The sequence below is a fragment of the Tenuibacillus multivorans genome, assembly GCF_900103915.1.
GTDB classification, from domain to species: domain Bacteria; phylum Bacillota; class Bacilli; order Bacillales; family Alkalibacillaceae; genus Tenuibacillus; species Tenuibacillus multivorans.
The window spans coordinates 60,498-76,430 of record NZ_FNIG01000012.1; the positions used below are offsets into that span (position 1 = coordinate 60,498).

Sequence of the window (15,933 nt, forward strand, 5' to 3'; positions counted from 1 at the left end):
TTCTAAGATGAAAAAAATTGACCGGTTTAAGCAATATATGAAGCAACATGAATCCTTATTGAGATGTCCCATATGTCAAAAGGGGATTAAAGTAACGGATGATAACGTGGTTTGTGAACAAAATCACGCTTTTGATATCGCGAAAAAAGGTTATATTAACTTTATGACCAAACCGGTAAACACCAAATACGATAAGGAATTATTTGAGGCTCGCCACCATATTATAGCTAGTGGGATGTATGAGCCTTTACATAAAAAAATTAGAACATTAATCGATGAAAAATATGAAACAGCTAACATAATTGATTTAGGCTGCGGTGAAGGGACACATTTGGCTTATATTGTAAATGAAGTTGAAGCTGAAGTAACCAAGTCGGGGATGGATATTGCTAAAGAGGGTGTTATGACAGCAGCTAAAAACCATCTGGACATGCTTTGGTGTGTGGGCGATTTGGCGCAAAGCCCCTTTCAAAGTTCAACGTTCGATGTTGCCTTAAACATTTTATCACCAGCAAACTATGATGAATTCAAACGTTTATTAACCGATGATGGAATGGTTATAAAGGTTGTACCGCGAGCAGGCTATTTAAAGGAGTTGCGCGAAGCATTTTATGACCAAGAGGATTATACGAACGAACAGACGGTGGATCGCTTTAAGGAAAATATGAATCAAGTTGAGACTTACCATTTGTCGTATACTTTTTCTCTTTCAAAGGATTTAGTTCCGTCACTACATAAAATGACGCCACTCACTTGGAATGTTGCTCGTGATGTGGCATTAGATCTTTCTGAAGTCTCCATCGACTTGGATATTTTAATTGGGAAAACTTCATAGGTAATGAAACCTTTTTATAGCTAAAACGACTTATAACATATAGGAAAAATAAACCAAGGGTTAAAGGAGGAATCATTTTTGACTAAAAAGAGTTTTAAAATGCTAGGTTTAGCAACTGTTTTAATTATGGCGGGGGTCATGTTTCAAACCATCTTATCAGGTAGCCAACCAGAGACAGAAGTGGCTCATGCCGACGAAGAGATGCAAATGGGTACCATCGTTGTTACAGGTGAAGGCGAGGTCACGGCTGAACCGGATTTAGCTGAAGTAAGATTAGGGGTTGAAGCAACTGAAACATCAGCTGATGCGGCTCAAGCTACGGTAAGCCAACAAATCGAGAAGGTAAAAGCAGCCCTGATTGACCAAGGTGTAGGTGAAGATACCATCGAAACGGCGCGCTTTCATGTCAATCCATATCGAATGGGTGAAGGTGACGAGCAGCAATTTCGTGCCCAACATGTGCTAAGTTTTGAGTATAGTGATATTGAAGGTGTGGGCGATGTGCTTGATGCAGCATCAAAGGCTGGAGCTAACATGATTGAGCCTGTTCGTTTTTCCCTAGAAGATCCAACAGAACTAGAGCATAAAGCGTTACAGCAAGCCATTGAAAAAACAAAAGCTAAAGCTGACACCATGGCGGAGACGGCTGGTAAATCCAAAGGCGACGTTCTTCAACTTTCTGAGCAAGGAGCAAACATAGATTTTCCAGTGCAATTCGCTGCTGAGGCAGCCATGGATCAAGCAGAAAGTAATTCGAGAACGGTTATTGAGGCTGGAGAAGTAAGAGTCGTTCAACGAGTTACGGTTGTATATGAATTAAATTAACGTATGAATAGGAAAGCCTGTTTTAATAAGACAGGCTTTTTTATTTGCAATAATCTTCTGTATAATGTCGATAAAACGTTAGGAATAATGAGAGGTTATTATGTTCGAACTACTGATTCAGACTTATAAAACAGATTTAATGAATTATTGCCGCATGTTAACTGGTACGCCATCGGATGCTGAAGACCTCTATCAAGAGACATTAATAAAGTCGTATCGCTATAAGGACAAACTCGAGATCGCGAGTGGTTTTTAAAAATTAGATTTAGATGTCAAATTTGATATACAATAATTAAAGAGCATAGAGGATACGGAGGCGATGGATTTGTTAAGCGACGTCGATTTAAAAAAGAAAGCTGTTGGGGAAAAAGCAGTTGAAGATATACAAGATGGAATGACGATAGGTTTAGGTTCTGGTTCAACCGTGTATTGGATGTTGAAAAGATTAGGTGAGAAGGTACAGGAAGGTATAAAAGTTAGCGGTGTCCCATCATCCGTTCGGACAGAAAACTGGGCGAAGGAATTTGGCGTTCCGTTAACGGATTTTTCTGAGGTGAATCGCCTCGATTTAGCGATTGATGGGGCGGATGAAATTGACCCTAATTTTAACCTAATTAAAGGTGGCGGCGGGTCACTACTTAGGGAGAAGATTGTGAATCAAGCGGCCGATCGTTTTGTCGTGGTGGCAGATGAAAGTAAGCTTGTTGAGGAATTAGGAGCCTTTCCGTTACCAATTGAAGTGGTTCAGTTTGGCTGGGAATTAACAGCTAAACATTTGGAAAGCTTGGGATGTAACCCTGAGCTTAGAAAAAAGGACGGTGACGTTTTTGTAACAAACAACCAAAATTATATTTTAGATTGTCAGTTTAATTCGATTACGGAACCAGAAAAACTTCATGAAGAGATTAAAAGCTTAGTTGGTGTTGTAGAAACAGGATTATTTTTTAATATGACAAATCAGGTTCTAATTGGGGAAGAACAAGGCGTAAAAGTGTTAAGTAGGGACAACCCAATCGGTTAGTCCCTATTTAACACCATAAAACTTCTCAGCTTCTTCTAAATATTTTTCCTCATCTGGCATCAAATCAAGATCTTCTACAATCGCAGCCACAGGACAGACAGAAACGCATGCCCCGCAATTGATACAAACATCTGGATTTATGTAAAATTGGTCTTTACCTTCTTCAATACAGTCAACCGGGCAAACCTCTACACATTCAGCTGATTTTTCTGATTGACAAGGACTTGTAATGACAAAAGCCATGTCGATACCCTCCCTTTACAATTCCTATTTATACTTTAATTGTTCAAAAGGTCTGGCGTCAAAGGATTGATATGTGGAAAAAACTTCTGTAGTCGGAGTAAATTACAGCCCTAATTGGAAATTGTTCTTCTAATCATGTTGTCATTCATATATGATAAAATTATACATATTTTCGGAAAATTAAGTCTCCTCGAGGTGATTTGGATGGGTGAAAAAAAGAAACGAAAGCGTGATGAGCGCGATTATTGGTTGTTGGATGCCATTCTTTCGATACCTGAGTTAATTTTTTATGGTGTTCGTGCACTTATTATAAACCTACTGCGGTTTTGGAATTAATGAAGCGAGGTTTAGTGATGGAAAAAATTATAAATCAAATTGGCCTTGAATCAATCGAGTCCACTAAAAAAATCCATAAAGGCTTTTCAAATGACGAAAAGTATATCATCAATCAGCGATACCTCTTAAGGATTTTTCCAAATGAGAATATCGATGAACGTCAAAGAGAATTTGCGGTTATTAACAAGTGTTCTAAGCTTTCCAGATTTGTTCCAAAAGCCTTTGAGTTTGGTGAAATGGAAGGCCGGGGCTATATGTTGCTTGAGTTCTTACCAGGTGAAGATGGTGAGGACGCTTTGGGGAAATTGTCAGAAGAAGAACAATATCAAGCCGGGTATCAAGCTGGAGTCGAACTACGAAAACTTCACCAAATAGAAGCCCCAGAAAATCATGATTGGTTTAGTGTTAAAAAAGCAAAGACAGAACGGTATTTTAATCGATTAACTGATGTGACATTTGATGAGTCTTTAAAAGACATGCTAAAAAACTACATTAAGCGCCATGAGCACCTCATGAAGGGTCGGCCGAGTACACTTCAGCATGATGATTTCCACCCAGCGAATCTACTCATTCATCAAAAAAAGTTTGTAGGTATTATTGACTTTCAACGCGTTGATTTTGGCGACCCACTTTATGATCTACATAAACTTGGGTTCTTTTCCAAACCGATAAGCATTCCGTTTACGAGAGGGAATATTGCAGGCTATTTCCATAATGACATACCTCAGTCATTCTGGGATCTATACGGATTGTATAGTGCGATGCATGTTGTGTCTGCCGTAGTATGGGGTGAACAATTTGATGCGAAACAAGCTCAGTTCTTAAGGGATCGAGCAATGGAAGTTATCGTAGATCATGATTACTTTAAGCTAGCTCAACCGATTTGGGCAGAAGGTTTATAAAGGTGGGAATGGATGATTGAAAGAAGAATCAAATTTAGTTCAAGCAGCCAGAGACGGTAATCAAGAAGCATTCGGACAATTAGTACAAGAACATCGTGCACAAGCTATTAATTGGGCACGGTCAATTACAAAGGATCCATATATAGCAGAAGATGTCGTACAGGATACGATTTTACGGTCATATATACATCTTGAACAACTTGAAGATTCAAACCGTTTTCTTCCTTGGTTTCGCCAAATGGTACGACATAAAGCAATCGATTATATTCGGAAAAACAGTAAAGATATGGTTTTAGCGACGGAGCACGTTCAAAGCATTGATGACAGTGTGGATGGACCGGAGGCGATGTTAGAGTATAAGGAATGGTTATCAGCTTTTAAGGGGCTGACCTCTTCTTTGTCCACCCGGGATCAACAGATTTTCGAAGCTCATTTTTTGAAACAAGTACCGCCTGATCACATTGCTCAGCAATTTGGTATCAAAACGAGTAATGTTTATAATATCATTTCGCGTGCAAAGGTGAAGCTGCAGGAAGTTGCGTTTAAACAAGAGGTACAACGATTTGTTACAGGAAGAAGAGGGAAAGAGACCTTAATGGCTCCAAACATGAGCTCATCCTATACGTCGTTGGGGCACATCCTTTATGAAGTTTTTCCTTATATAACGAACCGGAACTATAGCCTGAGTTATATTATGGGAATTACAGGACAAGCTTTTCGAATTCAAATCGCTCATGACATTGGATTGAGTAGTAGTTTAATATATGACTGGGATTGGGTTGTTCGAAAGGCATCTGAATCCCTTAATCTAAAAGTCCGTACCATAGGAAAACCAGGACGTGTGCCGACACCTAATCTATTGTCTAAAGCATTACGGATGATTCACGATTCTATTTACCAAGGTGTTCCAGCTATTGTTTGGAATTTAACGACAAGTGAATTTGGTTTGATTTATGGTTATGATTTAGAAAATGAAACATTTACATACAGTAATGCAACTTACTCCGATCTAAAGGTGCCATATGAAAGGCTGGGTCGAACAGTTGATCATCCGGAATTGTTTGTGGCAACGTTTGATAGATCGCCGATAGCATATGACCCTCAACAATGGATTAAACATTTAATCAAACATACGAAAGGTAATGAACCCACTGTTGACGGTTATGTTGCTGGAATGTCTGCTTATGACAAGTGGATAGATGCCTTTGAAGTGGGTGAGGTTGATTCAATGGGTCACGCTTATCATGTTGCCCTTTTAACGGAGGCAAGGGAACATGCTTTATCATTTTTACAAAGTGTCGAGGAATTTGTTGATGCTCAACCATATTTTCAAAGGGCCTTTGAGATTTACCAACGTTTTTACCCATCTTTCCCTTATGGTTTACCCGGTGTGAAAATGGATATAAGCCAGAACGCCATTAAAAGTTTAAGACAGATCAGGGACGCTGAAATGTTGGGTTATGAAAAACTTGAAAAAATTTTATCGAATAGTTGATAGATATTCAAATGTTTATTCGTCTATAGGGTGAATTGAATTTATTGGAGGGATTAAGATGACAATAAAAACTGTCAAAGAACCACTTGTTAAAGGCTTAGGAGGTGCAGCTCTACATGTTGAAAATCTTCAGATGATGGCGGATTGGTATGGCGAATTATTACATATGCCCGTTCCTAAAATAGACACCAATATGCCGTTTTATGTTTTTGACATGGATAATCAGGTGGACTTAGCCTTAGATGACCACCGTCATTTAGAGGATCAAACCCGTTATCCTATTGCGCAAATGAAAACGGATGATATCGATCGATCATATCGTCTAGTTCAAGAAAGTGGTAGCACTATTACACTTGAATTGCAGCGTCCGCATCCTGGTTTAGCTTATTTTAATTTTGAAGATACGGAAGGGAATATTCTACAAATGGTGGAGTCAGACTGGGTCAATCCGAATCCAGTTAAACCGACTAATCCCAATCACCCGATTAAAAACCACTTAAATACTTGTATTTTCCCAGTACAGGATTTAAAGCGTGCAACGGAGTGGTATAGCAAGCTTTTAGGCTATCCTATTAAGCCGGAGCGGCAAGATGGTGGGCCAATCTACTGGTTTGAAATGGATAGTGGGACAGGGATTTTACTCGATGATAATCGTCATAATCAGGAATTAGAAAAATTCCCGACTTTCATGTTAAAAGCAAGTGAAATTCATGAGGCTTATGAATTTGTAAAGCAGAAAAATATTAATATATTACAAGATATGCAATTCGATCATTTCTTCATCATTAAAGACCCTGAAGGAAATTCAGTTATGATTTGTGCGTAAAATCATGCTCCTACATCAATGTGGGAGCTTTTTTGATGTTATTAAATAAACTAAATCGAAAGTGGAATACTAAGGCAAACTCAATTGTATGAGGAGGATTAGTATGGACCAAGAAATGAATTATGGCGATGATTATAAGTACATCCCAACAACGTCAGTCGGAAGTGGAATAGGTGTAGAAGTGTTACCTGATATTTATAGTCATACGATTCAAATTGTCAATATTGTATTAGTCGGTAATCCATCATCAGGTGAATTTGTACTCGTTGATGCTGGTATGCCTGATTCAGCTGAAAAAGTTATTGCGGTAGTGGAAGAGCGATTTGGTGAAGGAAGTCGACCACAAGCGATTATCCTAACGCATGGACATTTTGATCATGTTGGTGCAATCATTGAGCTAGTGGATCATTGGAATGTTCCCGTTTATGCACATCCGAACGAGATTCCATACTTAAAAGGTGAAAAAAGCTATCCTGAACCTGATGCATCTGTTGAAGGTGGAATGGTGGCAAAAATGTCTCCATTATTCCCAAATGAGCCGATTCAGTTAGGAAATCATGTTGAAACACTACCTGAAGATGGTTCTGTTCCACATATGCCAAATTTCCGTTGGATTCATACCCCTGGGCATTCGCCGGGTCATGTATCATTTTTTAGAGATGGCGATGGCACGTTGATTGTTGGCGATGCTTTTGTGACGGTCAAACAAGAAAATCTCTTTGATGTCATGACACAAAATCAAGAAATCAGTGGTCCGCCAAGATATTTAACAACGGATTGGCAAGCAGCTAAGCAATCTGTCGAAAATTTAGCAGCGCTCGATCCTAAAGTAGCGGTTACCGGCCATGGTTTGCCAATGTCCGGGAAGGAATTAAAGGAAAGTTTAAATATGCTGGCACGAGATTTTGATTCCATTGCTGTACCAGACTTTGGGAAATATGTTGATCGAGAAGAGCATTAAACTATTTTCCAAAAAATTAGTTTTTAGCATTGCATAACTTGATTTGACTCACATATGCATAAGGTATATCCCATTTTTATAACCCATTATTCGTTGACACGTTAAATGACCCGTGCTAATATATCTATAATTTAAAATTGAATAATGATTGATAACTCTTATCTAGAGTGGCTGAGGGACTGGCCCGAAGACGCCCGGCAACCTTCAAACAGCGGTTTGAAAGGTGCCAATTCCTGCAAAGCAGTATTTGCTTTGAAAGATGAGAGGGACAAATGATGTAAGATCGGAATATTTGGTCTCTCTGTTCAAAGCAGAGGGACCTTTTTATTTATATCAAAGTTTTTGGGAGGAGGATGGAAGTGGGAAAGATCATTTCATACCAGAGTGAAACGATATCGATTCCGAATTTCATATTAGAGTCAGGTGAACAATTTGAAGAAGTGAATTTAGCATATGAACGCATTGGTCCAGAGGGAGCTCCCGTCATTCTGGTGTGTCACGCTTTAACAGGTGATCAGTTTACAGTTGGAACTGAAAAGAACCCAGGGTGGTGGCGTGGCTTAATCAACGAAGGTGGATATATTGATACACGGTCTTATCAAGTGATCACCTTTAATGTTTTAGGTGGCTGTGATGGCTCGACTGGACCAGGGGCATTGGGGAGGGATGGTAAGCCTTATCGCCATCGTTTTCCTGCGTTGACGGTAAGAGATCTTGTAGAAGTTCAGTTTGTGGCACTTCATATGTTAGGGATTAACCATTTGAAGGCAGTTATCGGTGGATCGCTCGGTGGCATGCAGGTTCTTGAATTTGGTTTGATGTATCCAGAGTTTATGGAAGCGATATTTCCGATTGCGGTTACACCTCAATTTAGCGATTATGCGATCGCATTTAACCATATTGCCAAACAGGCGATTTTACAGGATCCTGCATTGGAGAAAGGAGAGCATCCAAAGCAAGGGCTAAGTCTTGCTCGAATGATTGGGATGATCACTTACCGGTCAGATGATTTATTTTGTAAACGATTCGCTCGTGGTGAGATTGATGGCGGATATGATGTGGAGTTGTACCTGAACTATCAAGGTGAAAAGTTAGCAAATCGTTTTAATGCTCATAGTTATTTAAAGCTATTGGATGTGATGAACAGACATGATATTAGCCGTGATCGTGGTGGTTATCAAAAGGCAATCTCACAATACCGTGTACCCATTTTTGCGTTAGGTTTTAAAAAAGATTTACTTTATCCTCCGACAGAGCTGAACCGATTTGTTGTCGATGTTCAGGAAGTCGGTGGTTATGCAGAGTTTTATGAAGTAGATACCATGTATGGTCACGATGGATTTTTAGTGGAATTTGAAAAATGGGGTCTAATTATTCAAGAGAAACTAGCATCGTTAACAGCAAAAGCTGTTTAAATAAATTAAAAAAGGGAGCGACTGTAATGAGTGAAGAGAAACATTATCGTTTAGAAACTGTAGGAGTTCATGAGGGATTAAAAGCTGACCCTGTCACAGGATCGAGAGCATTACCGATTTATCAAACGAATTCATACCAGTTCCAAAATACCGACCATGCCGCTAATTTATTTCGTCTGCAGGAAGAAGGGTATATCTATTCACGAATTGGTAATCCAACAGTAGCTGCGTTAGAAGAGCGTGTAGCACAACTAGAAGGCGGTATTGGGGGTCTAGCGTTTGCCAGTGGAATGGCTGCGATATCAACAGCCATTTTTAATCTGGCGGAGGTAGGCGATGAGGTTGTTTCTGCATCCACATTATATGGTGGCACGTATAATTTATTTTCAACAACCTTACCTAAACACGGCATTAAAACACATTTTGTGGACCCAACAGATCCTGAAAATTTCCGTCAGGTGATCACACCAAAAACTAAAGCGATCTTTGCCGAGACTATCGGTAACCCTGGTTTACATGTGTTAGATATTGAAAAAGTGGCTGAAATTGCACATGAGGCTGGTATTCCATTAATTGTTGATAACACTTTTGCCACTCCGTATTTATGTCGTCCGATTGATTTTGGCGCGGACATTGTCGTTCATTCCGCAACGAAGTGGTTAGGTGGAAACGGCACAACGCTTGGAGGTGTTCTTGTCGATGGTGGTCAATTTGACTGGAATTCGGAAAAATTTCCTGGATTCACTCAACCAGATCCAAGCTATAACGGAATCGTTTATGCTGAGGCATTGCCTGAAGCGGCGTTTATTACAAAAGCGCGTGTACAATTATTGCGCGATACTGGGGCTGCTTTAAGTCCATTCAATGCCTTTCAAATTGCTTTAGGAATTGAAACCTTGCACGTTCGCATGAAGGAACACGTTGCGAACGCAAGAAAAGTAGTGCAGTATCTAGAAGCGCATCCGGGTGTCGATTGGGTGCTATACCCAGAACAAGAATCTCATGGTTCCTATGAATTAGCGAAAAAATATTTTCCTAAAGGTGCTGGTTCGGTTGTTGTTTTTGGAATTAAAGGTGGCCGCGAAACTGGTGCTAAAGTCATAAACAGAGTGAAATTGTGGTCACACCTAGCTAACGTTGGGGACGCCAAAAGTCTAATTATTCACCCAGCAAGCACAACACATCAGCAGTTAAGCGACGAAGAAATTAAAGCGACTGGTGTCACCGATGACTTAATTCGTTTATCTGTAGGTATTGAAAATATCGAAGACTTAATAGAAGACTTAGAGCAAGCCATTGAAACCGCGACAGGAAAAACGTCTAGAGAAAAATCTGTAAAGGCTTAATAAATAGCAAAGGGGGCTGGGACGTAACGAACAGCACTAAGATTTAGCGGAGGAAATATACGTAGACTCCTGCGGGAGGAAAGGCATAGGTGAGACCCCACAGTGCGCAAGCACGAGGTCGATGACAACCGGTCACGTCCTGTGACGTCATCGACACTAGCACATCCTGTGCGTTGGAGGCTCACCAGCCGCCACTGCATAGAAGACACTGTGAAAGCGAACGACAGTGAGCTTGAGCAGATGTCGCACTTGTGCCCTTTAGGGTAAAAGCGAAGTTTATTTCCGGAGCGGGTTATTTGCACTAACCATTTATTCTAGGTGTTTGATAAAAATCTTTTTTCCCGGCCTCTTTAAATTGACTAACATGATTCCTCTCAATATTAACGACTCAGTTTCCTTATATTTCAATTGCATCGCTTCACGGGTTGTTGTAAAATTAATGGTTGGAAAAAATAATTCTACGTACTTATACGTAAGAAAATTCAATTATGAGGTGGTTTTATTTATGGGAGATAAAACTTATCGCGTATTGCTATATTATAAGTACGTTCATATTGACAATCCAGAAGAATTGACGAAACAACATCTAAAATTCTGTAAGGATCTAGGTCTTAAAGGACGTATTTTAATCGCGGAAGAAGGAATTAATGGTACCGTATCTGGTACGATTGAACAGACAGATAAATATATGGAGACGCTTCGTCAAGATCCACGTTTTGAAGATATTGAATTCAAAATTGATGAAGCAGACGGACATGCATTTAAGAAAATGCACGTACGTCATCGTCCAGAGATTGTAACTCTACGTTTGGAAGATGACATTGATCCAAACGACTTAACAGGTAATTATCTCGAACCAAAAGAGTTCTATCAATTATTACAGGATGAAAACACAATTGTGTTAGATGCCCGTAATGATTATGAATATGACTTAGGTCACTTCCGTGGTGCAATTCGCCCGGATATTAAAACGTTTAAGGAATTACCAGAATGGGTTCAAGAAAATAAAGAGATGCTTGAAGGCAAGCGGATTCTAACTTACTGCACAGGCGGTATTCGTTGTGAGAAATTCTCAGGCTGGTTGAAAAAAGAAGGCTTTGAAGATGTCAACCAGCTCCATGGCGGAATCGTTTCTTATGGTAAAGACCCAGAAGTTCAAGGTGAGCTGTGGGACGGTAAGATGTACGTGTTTGATGAGCGCATTAGTGTTCCAGTTAACCAAAAAGAACACGTTATTGTTGGTAAGGACTACTTTACAGGTGAGCTTTGCGAACGATATGTGAACTGTGCTAACCCAGTATGTAATAAACAGATTATTTGCTCTGAAGAGAACGAACATTTCTTCATGCGTGGCTGCACACACGAATGCCGTACAGCAGAACGCAATTTATATATTGAAGAACATGGATTAACAGAAGAAGAAGTTCAAGAACGACTAAGAAAAATTGAAGAATATGAAGCAAAAACTCAAGGTGTTTAATCTAGATCCACATGCTACGCTCAGCGGAGTATGTGGATTTTTTATATGCTATAATCTATATAGATATAAAAAGAAGGATGAATAGATATGAGGCAACCACCAAAGCAAAGAATTGCCATGGGTGCGATTAAAGCATGGCGTCTAAAGGCACTAATTTTATTAATTATTCCTGTCGTTATAACAGGTATCGTGATGGTATTAACATTTATATTTGATTTTATTCCTTATTTGGTTTCTATTCTATTAATCGTGATCACAGTAGTAGATGCGATTGTATCGCCATTTCTCATTCCCAAACTAAGATGGAGGCGATGGAGATACGAGATATTAGATGAAGAGATTTATGTGCAACATGGTGTTTTAGTGGTATCGCAAACATTAATTCCGATGGTCCGAGTGCAACACGTAGATACGAAACAAGGCCCCATACTAAAAAACTATCAATTAGCTACTTTGACGATTACGACTGCGGCTACAACGCACGAAATTCCAGCTTTACCTGAAAAAGAAGCTGCAGATTTGAGAGATTTAATTTCAGATCTGGCAAGGGTGGGACAGGATGATGTCTGATTATAAACGATTACACCCTCTTGCCATTTTATTTAATGTTTTTAATTTATTTAAAAGCTCCTTTTATTTTTTGTTTACGATTATAGTACTATCCATAGGTGATGGGTTTATCCTTTATACTCTATTAGGCCTGAGTGTATTAACGATTGTCTTTGCGGTTATTGGTTTTTTAATATGGCGTCGTTTCGAGTATTCCGTGTCATCTGATCAGATACATATTAAGCAAGGATTACTGATTAGAAAAGATCGCTATATTTCCAAACATCGCATCCAATCGATTGATTTAACTCAAAGTATTTTTCATCGCCCTTTAGGATTGACTAGGGTCGATGTTGAAACGGCTGGGAGCGATAAGAAGGTTGATGCTGCTTTAAGTGCTGTTCAATTATCTGAAGGTAAGTGGATTCAAAATGTCATGAAAAGTCGTGCGAACGTTGGGCAAGACGCGAGTATCGATCATCATGAATCTGTTCAGCGACCTAATCGAAATATAACTAATAAGGAATTATTCATTGCTGGTTCAACTTCTGGAAGTGTAGGGGTCATTTTAGGTTTAATCGGTCTTCTTTTTAGTCAAATTGAAAATATTATACCTGAAAAATTTTACAGCATGACCACTACATGGTTTCTATCACAGGCTATAGAAACGATTATATTGATCGCTTTAGTCATTGTCGTATTATTATGGTTACTAGGAATCTTAGGGACATTTATCAAATATGGTCAATTTCAAATAACGAGATATGACAATGAATTATTTATAACACGGGGTTTACTCGAGAAAAAACAAATGACGATTCCTTTAAAACGTATACAGGCGGTGGGCATAGAGGAGGGTTTGACTAGACAACCATTTGGCCTCGCCACTATTTATGTTGTCATAGCTGGTGGAGAAATTGGACAAACAGCTGATGCGCATACGTTGTTATTTCCAATCATCAGAAAGTCTAAAGTCCAAAACTTCCTTAATGAGATCTTACTCGAGTATAACCATTTCCCATCTGACATGGTGAATGTTCCCAAACGCTCTATCCCATATTATATGGTCAGAGTAAGCATTTTACCGGTTATCTTGTTTGTCGTTTCTTATATATTCTACCCACAATTACTATGGATGTTTTTCATTATTTTTTCTATTGCCTGGCTATTAGGGATAGCTAATTATCGCAATTCTAGCTACGGGATTAATGGTCGATATTTAGCCATTCAATTAAGACGTTTATCAAAAGAGACTGTGTTAGTCCCTCGTCGTCGGGTACAATCGATTGAAAACAAGCAGCATGTTTTACATCGTAAGCAGGCATTAGGACAGGTTATCGTTTCGCTTTTAAGCAAACAATCTGGAAGTCATTTAACGGTAAAAGAATTAGAACAGGATGATATAAATAAAATGTTAGATTGGTTATCAAAATATTAATAAGAAGGCTTACAGAAAGGAGTTTCTGTAAGCTTTTTCATACTTAATAATAAATCTTGAATTCAGTATCCATATCAATTATACTATTAAATAGCTACTTTGCATTACAAGTTAGTGTAACAAAAGTTGCTTATTTTTCGGTTTGCTATTTGGTATTACAAGGTAGGTGGGAATTTGTCATTAAGAACGCAGTTATTAAAAGGGATTTTAGAAGGTTGTATTTTAGCTGTGATAGAAAAGCAAGTTGTTTACGGTTATGAGTTATCGCTTAAGCTTCAGCACTTTGGGCTTGAGGTGAGTGAGGGATCGATTTACCCCGTTTTATTACGTCTTCAAAAAGAGAATCTAATAAAAGGGAAAATGAAAAAATCGCCTAGTGGACCCAATCGCAAATACTATTATTTAACGGATGAAGGGCAAGAAGCATTAGAAGATTTTCGACATAATTGGGAGTGGGTTAAACAGCCCGTTGATCAATTATTAGATAGGAGGGACAACTTATGAATACGAAAGAATTAATTAAAGCAAACAATGACAAACGAAAGCTTTTAACAAAAGAGACCCAAAAATATTATGAAGATATGTTGATTTATATACGATTATCCTATGATAAATCCGAACACGAGACTGAGGAGATTTTAACCGAAATGTTAGATCATTTGCTTGAGGCACAAGAAGATGGAAAAACAGCAGTCGATGTCTTTGGTGAAAACCCGAAACAATATGCGGATGATATCATTGGAGAATTACCTAAAATCGTGACTAAAAAGAGAATTAAATACATGGGGATGGGGATTTTATATTTTCTAGCTGCATTAGCGATTTTATCCGCTTTGTTCAATGTTGTAGAGCACTATTTATTAGATCTTAATGAATTAACGTATAAGATCTATTTGGGAACACAAATCGCAAATCTTATGATCGCCATTCCAATTGCCTTCTTACAATTGATTGTCATTTTACATTATCTGCGATGGGAAACGTTTAAAAATATAAATAAAGTACTAGCGTTTTTCATTTATTGGATTTTTGGGTTGACCTCTATAGGATTGTTCTTTGTTATCATTTATTTCATGCCAAGCTTTGGTCCGCTCATTGAGTGGAACGTGTGGTTTAATTTAATTATTGGTGTTGTATTATATGTGTTAGCAAGATCAGTTAAGAGTTTTATCTAAACAACATTTTTGATAACCGAAAGCTTTTGTGAAATACTTTTATGTAGGTTCTAATATAAAAAGGAGCTGATCTCATGAAAGTTTTAGTTGTTGGCGCAAATGGCCAGATTGGAAAACAAGCCACTGAATTTTTACATGATTATGATGAACACCATGTTCGTGCTATGGTTCGAAAGGAAGAACAGTTAAACGAATTTAAGGAAAAAGGTATTGAAGCGGTACTCGCTGATTTAGAAGGTTCGGTTGACCAGCTCACACAAGCAGCAGAAGGTTGTGACGCGGTTATTTTCGCAGCAGGTTCTGGTGGCCAAACAGGTGCTGATAAGACATTATTAATTGATTTGGACGGTGCCATTAAGATGGTTGAAGCGGCTGAAAAAGCTGGTGTTGAGCGTTTCCTAATGGTTAGTGCACTCCAAGCTCATAACCGTGACAATTGGAACGAAAAAATTAGACATTACTATGTAGCGAAACATTATGCAGATAAAGCCTTAGTTGCAAGCTCCCTAAACCATACGATTGTAAGACCTGGTGGGTTGTTAAATGAACCAGGAACAGGAAAGATTAAGGTAGCAGATGACTTACCAGAGCGAGCTACTATACCGCGTGAGGATGTTGCGCGTGTTCTTGTTGCTTCATTAAACCAAGAAAAGACGTTTAATCGCGGATTTGATTTGCTATCAGGTGATCAATCTATAGAAGTTGCGTTAAATAGTTTATAAAAAATGAGTAGGTCTATGGGTAGTGAACCCCAAAAGTTAGAGTTTTGATTATGCAACTGTGTGGCTGGTTTGAGTTCGGTATTCCACTGGACTTAAACCAGCCAATTTTTCTTTTATGCGTTCGTGATTGTAATAATCGATGTACCTCTCGATATCCTTCTTTAATTCAGTATAAGAAACCAAGGGTTCCCCGTAATACATTTCTTGCTTCATAAGGCCAAAGAAGTTCTCCATCACGGCATTATCTGCACAGGTCGCTTTCCTAGACATACTTTGAAAAATTTTGTTCTTCTTCAAGGTTTTTACCCATTTACGATGTTGATAATGCCACCCTTGATCTGAATGGATGGTGGTTCTATACTCA

At 38.8% G+C, this 15,933-nt stretch carries 19 protein-coding genes and 1 riboswitch; of the genes, 17 read left to right on the forward strand and 2 right to left on the reverse strand.

Translation table 11 applies throughout. From position 1 onward, the window contains the following. The first annotated feature begins 7 nt into the window (after positions 1 to 7). The 4 genes from BLP77_RS14445 (at position 8) to rpiA (ending at position 2,681) form a co-directional block, all read left to right on the forward strand. Positions 8 to 835 carry a putative RNA methyltransferase gene (locus BLP77_RS14445; RefSeq protein ID WP_093857825.1) on the forward strand — a complete coding sequence of 276 codons (828 nt, stop codon included), beginning with the start codon at positions 8 to 10 and terminating at the stop codon, positions 833 to 835. 78 nt (positions 836 to 913) lie between these two features. Beyond that, positions 914 to 1,660 (forward strand): SIMPL domain-containing protein, encoded by a 747-nt coding sequence (locus BLP77_RS14450; protein WP_093857826.1) that lies wholly within the window; start codon positions 914 to 916, stop codon positions 1,658 to 1,660. 100 nt (positions 1,661 to 1,760) lie between these two features. After that, the gene (locus tag BLP77_RS14455) at positions 1,761 to 1,916 is read left to right on the forward strand and encodes an RNA polymerase sigma factor (protein ID WP_093857827.1); all 156 of its coding nucleotides are present in this window, start codon (positions 1,761 to 1,763) and stop codon (positions 1,914 to 1,916) included. 63 nt (positions 1,917 to 1,979) lie between these two features. Further along, positions 1,980 to 2,681 (forward strand): ribose-5-phosphate isomerase RpiA, encoded by a 702-nt coding sequence (rpiA, locus tag BLP77_RS14460; RefSeq protein WP_093857828.1) that lies wholly within the window; start codon positions 1,980 to 1,982, stop codon positions 2,679 to 2,681. A gap of 3 nt (positions 2,682 to 2,684) precedes the next feature. Here rpiA and BLP77_RS14465 read toward each other — a convergent pair whose 3' ends face one another. Then, complete coding sequence (locus tag BLP77_RS14465; RefSeq protein ID WP_093857829.1) at positions 2,685 to 2,924, reverse strand: DUF362 domain-containing protein; 240 nt, start codon at positions 2,922 to 2,924, stop codon at positions 2,685 to 2,687. Between the two features lie 204 nt (positions 2,925 to 3,128). Between BLP77_RS14465 and BLP77_RS16170 the strand changes: the two genes are divergently transcribed. From BLP77_RS16170 to BLP77_RS14525, 13 genes are all read left to right on the forward strand, one after another. Next, positions 3,129 to 3,260 carry a hypothetical protein gene (locus BLP77_RS16170; protein WP_261753367.1) on the forward strand — a complete coding sequence of 44 codons (132 nt, stop codon included), beginning with the start codon at positions 3,129 to 3,131 and terminating at the stop codon, positions 3,258 to 3,260. A gap of 17 nt (positions 3,261 to 3,277) precedes the next feature. Beyond that, positions 3,278 to 4,162: a phosphotransferase family protein gene (locus tag BLP77_RS14470; protein WP_093857847.1), complete on the forward strand. Its 885-nt coding sequence runs from the start codon at positions 3,278 to 3,280 to the stop codon at positions 4,160 to 4,162. Positions 4,163 to 4,178: 16 nt separating this feature from the next. Next, complete coding sequence (locus BLP77_RS14475) at positions 4,179 to 5,657, forward strand: RNA polymerase sigma factor (RefSeq protein WP_093857830.1); 1,479 nt, start codon at positions 4,179 to 4,181, stop codon at positions 5,655 to 5,657. A 58-nt stretch (positions 5,658 to 5,715) separates the two neighbouring features. Next, entirely contained in the window at positions 5,716 to 6,483 is a 768-nt protein-coding gene (locus tag BLP77_RS14480; protein ID WP_093857831.1) for a VOC family protein, read from the forward strand. A 103-nt stretch (positions 6,484 to 6,586) separates the two neighbouring features. After that, entirely contained in the window at positions 6,587 to 7,444 is an 858-nt protein-coding gene (locus BLP77_RS14485; RefSeq protein ID WP_093857832.1) for an MBL fold metallo-hydrolase, read from the forward strand. Between the two features lie 155 nt (positions 7,445 to 7,599). Then, positions 7,600 to 7,710, forward strand: a riboswitch (SAM riboswitch). Positions 7,711 to 7,797: 87 nt separating this feature from the next. Then, complete coding sequence (gene metX / locus BLP77_RS14490; RefSeq protein WP_093857833.1) at positions 7,798 to 8,859, forward strand: homoserine O-acetyltransferase MetX; 1,062 nt, start codon at positions 7,798 to 7,800, stop codon at positions 8,857 to 8,859. A 26-nt stretch (positions 8,860 to 8,885) separates the two neighbouring features. Then, complete coding sequence (locus BLP77_RS14495) at positions 8,886 to 10,205, forward strand: O-acetylhomoserine aminocarboxypropyltransferase/cysteine synthase family protein (protein WP_093857834.1); 1,320 nt, start codon at positions 8,886 to 8,888, stop codon at positions 10,203 to 10,205. 505 nt (positions 10,206 to 10,710) lie between these two features. After that, on the forward strand, positions 10,711 to 11,685 hold the full coding sequence (gene trhO / locus BLP77_RS14500; RefSeq protein ID WP_093857835.1) for an oxygen-dependent tRNA uridine(34) hydroxylase TrhO: 975 nt from the start codon (positions 10,711 to 10,713) through the stop codon (positions 11,683 to 11,685). Between the two features lie 87 nt (positions 11,686 to 11,772). Further along, positions 11,773 to 12,255, forward strand: a complete 483-nt coding sequence (locus BLP77_RS14505) for a PH domain-containing protein (protein WP_093857836.1) — start codon at positions 11,773 to 11,775, stop codon at positions 12,253 to 12,255. Further along, positions 12,248 to 13,672 (forward strand): PH domain-containing protein, encoded by a 1,425-nt coding sequence (locus tag BLP77_RS14510; protein WP_176753096.1) that lies wholly within the window; start codon positions 12,248 to 12,250, stop codon positions 13,670 to 13,672. Before BLP77_RS14505 ends, BLP77_RS14510 begins: the two co-directional genes overlap by 8 nt. Positions 13,673 to 13,846: 174 nt before the next feature. Continuing rightward, a complete protein-coding gene (locus BLP77_RS14515) occupies positions 13,847 to 14,176 on the forward strand; it encodes a PadR family transcriptional regulator (protein WP_093857838.1) in 330 nt (109 codons plus the stop codon). Continuing rightward, positions 14,173 to 14,847 carry a DUF1129 family protein gene (locus BLP77_RS14520; protein ID WP_093857839.1) on the forward strand — a complete coding sequence of 225 codons (675 nt, stop codon included), beginning with the start codon at positions 14,173 to 14,175 and terminating at the stop codon, positions 14,845 to 14,847. The genes BLP77_RS14515 and BLP77_RS14520 overlap by 4 nt, the downstream gene beginning before the upstream one ends. A 74-nt stretch (positions 14,848 to 14,921) precedes the next feature. Further along, positions 14,922 to 15,569, forward strand: coding sequence for an SDR family oxidoreductase (locus BLP77_RS14525; protein ID WP_093857840.1), 648 nt, complete (start codon positions 14,922 to 14,924; stop codon positions 15,567 to 15,569). Positions 15,570 to 15,617: 48 nt separating this feature from the next. On the opposite strand, the gene BLP77_RS14530 is transcribed toward BLP77_RS14525, so the two are convergent. Continuing rightward, the coding region (locus BLP77_RS14530) for an IS3 family transposase (RefSeq protein WP_143001447.1) at positions 15,618 to 15,933 on the reverse strand (316 nt) is incomplete at its 5' end.